The sequence below is a fragment of the Kitasatospora sp. NPDC004799 genome, from assembly GCF_040609095.1.
Taxonomy (GTDB): domain Bacteria; phylum Actinomycetota; class Actinomycetes; order Streptomycetales; family Streptomycetaceae; genus Kitasatospora.
In genome coordinates this window covers 1-2176 of sequence record NZ_JBEXJK010000708.1, presented here as the reverse complement: position 1 = coordinate 2176, position 2176 = coordinate 1, and the positions used below count along the sequence as shown (strand labels likewise).

2 protein-coding genes are annotated in these 2176 nt (G+C 76.3%); both read right to left on the bottom strand.

The window, feature by feature from the left end:
- Positions 1 to 182: DUF6519 domain-containing protein (locus tag ABZW03_RS40135; RefSeq protein WP_355269728.1), on the bottom strand; the 182-nt coding region annotated here is incomplete at its 3' end.
- A gap of 52 nt (positions 183 to 234) precedes the next feature.
- A partial coding sequence (locus ABZW03_RS40130; RefSeq protein ID WP_355269726.1) for a hypothetical protein occupies positions 235 to 2176 on the bottom strand: 1942 nt, incomplete at its 5' end.

Here is a 2176-nt window from a genome sequence, read left to right as displayed (position 1 = left end):
GCCGCCGCGGCCGGCCCGCCGCGGCGGCCGATCAGGTCGGCGGCCAGGGTGCGCAGCTGGTAGCGCTCGATCGCGGCCTGCTCGTTGGCGTCCGCGTCCAGCTGGACCCGGCCCTGCTGGGTCAGCACCGCGGAGTAGTGCTTGCCGGGCCGGAACGTCAGGCGCGAGAAGTCTGCGTGCACGGTTTCCCTTTCGGAATTCTCTGACGGCTGGTCAGCAGCCGCTCGGGAGAGGTCAGTTGACGAAGAAGATCCCGGCGTCGGCGCCGGCCGGCGTGTACTCGGCCAGCCGGGCCCGCAGGTTGTCCTCGCGCTGGGGCTGGAACAGGTCGTGGAAGGCGCCCAGTTCGGAGCGGTCCTCGGCGCCGCGGGTGATCTCCGGCGCGCACCCGGCGGCCAGCCGGGCGTAGTCGGGCGTGCCGTAGCGCAGGCTGGTGAACACCGGGCGGACCCGCTCGGCCTCCAGGTCGCGCAGCCGGGCGGCCCGCTCCGGGGGCAGCTCGCCGCGCTCGACCAGCTCGGTCACCGCCGCGCGCACCCGGTCGGGCTGGCACTCGTACCGGCGCGGGGTGCGCGAGCCCGGGGGGACGTAGCAGAACCGCAGGCAGCCGACCGCGCGGCGGGCCACCCGCAGCCGGCCGGTGAACACGCTGTCCTCGCCGACCGGCACCGCATGGCAGTGCACCTCGCCGACCACCGTGGAGCGGTGGGCGTGCAGCAGCGCGTGGGCGTGCTCGCAGTCGGGCCCGGCGAGCGCCGGCCGGTCGGACCCGGTGGCGTCCAGGACGCTGTCGGCGAGGTGGATCTCCAGCGGCTCGGCCTCCACCTCGTCGCCGACCACCTGGATCGCGCCCAGGATGCTGCGCTCGATCCGGACGCAGGCCGTGGTGTGGTCCAGCACCAGGCTGGGCTCGTGCGGCGAGTGCGGCTCGCAGTGCGGCTCCAGCGACCAGCCCGGCACCAGGGTGCAGTGCCGCAGGGTGACGGAGGCGAGCGGACCGGTGACGTTGACCCCGCGACCGGTGATCAGCAGGCCGTCCAGGACCAGCCGGCCGCCCGGGCAGACGCCCCGGACGTTCAGCGCGTCCGGCCGGTTGCTGTACCAGTCGAGCAGCCGGATCACCGGGCGGGCGCCCTCGGCGGCGCGCAGTTCGAGGCGGTCGTCGGCCTCCAGGTCGAAGTCCAGCTGCTCCTGGTAGGCGCCGCTGTGGGTGATCTCGATGACGGCGGAGCCGCCCGCGGTGCCGGCCGCCCGGTCGGCGCGCCACTGCTCGTAGGCGTCGTTGATCCGCTCGTACGGCCGGCCGGGGCCGACCTGGTAGAGCGTCCGGTGCCGGGCCTCCGGGCGGTCGCGCGGGTACTCCCCGCCGCCGGTGTCGTCGCCGAACGCGTAGTGGTAGTCGACCCAGACGCCGTGCCGCGGCGCGGAGCGGGAGCCGAAGGCGATCCGGCCGAGCACCGGGTCGACGGCGACCTGCCCGCGCTTGGGCCGGTACGTCCAGTCGGTGAGGTCGGCCACCGTGATGTCCGCGGGCGGGACCGGCTCCTGGGCGCCGTCGCGCCAGATCGCGAAGCTCTTGCCGGGCCCGTAGTAGTCGGCGAGGCGCTCGGCCAGCTGTCGGCGCCGGATCGGGGCCGGCACGTTGTCGATCGCCGCGAGGTGGGTGGCCGAGGGCTCCGGCTCGGGCCGGGTGACCAGCGGGGCGTCGTTGCCGAGCACCGAGAAGGTGAAGAGGTTCCGGGCCCGGTCGATGCAGTACGCCGGCGCCCGGGTGACCCGGTACGGCTTCAGCCGCCAGACGTACAGGGCGACCCCGGCCGGGGTGCGGCCGCCCTGGCGGCGGGCGGAGGCGGCCCGGCGGACGTCGACGGTGTGCGCCTGCCCGTCGAAGGGCCCGCCGAGCAGGTCCAGCTCGGCGCCGCGCCGGACGTCGACCAGCCGGCCCCGGCCCAGCCGCTGACGGTCGGCGAACTCCTCGTCCGGGCGCAGCAGCCGCACCGGCTGGGTGCCGGCGAGCAGCCGGGAGAGCTCCACGGCCCGGGCCGGCCAGTCGGCGACCGAGGCGGACAGCTCCTCCAGCAGCGGGAGCGTGCCCTTGCGCCGGCGGTTGGCGACGGTGTTCGCGACGTCGCGCCGCGGCGCCAGCCGGGCGGCGAGCCGGTCGCGGGCCGCGGCC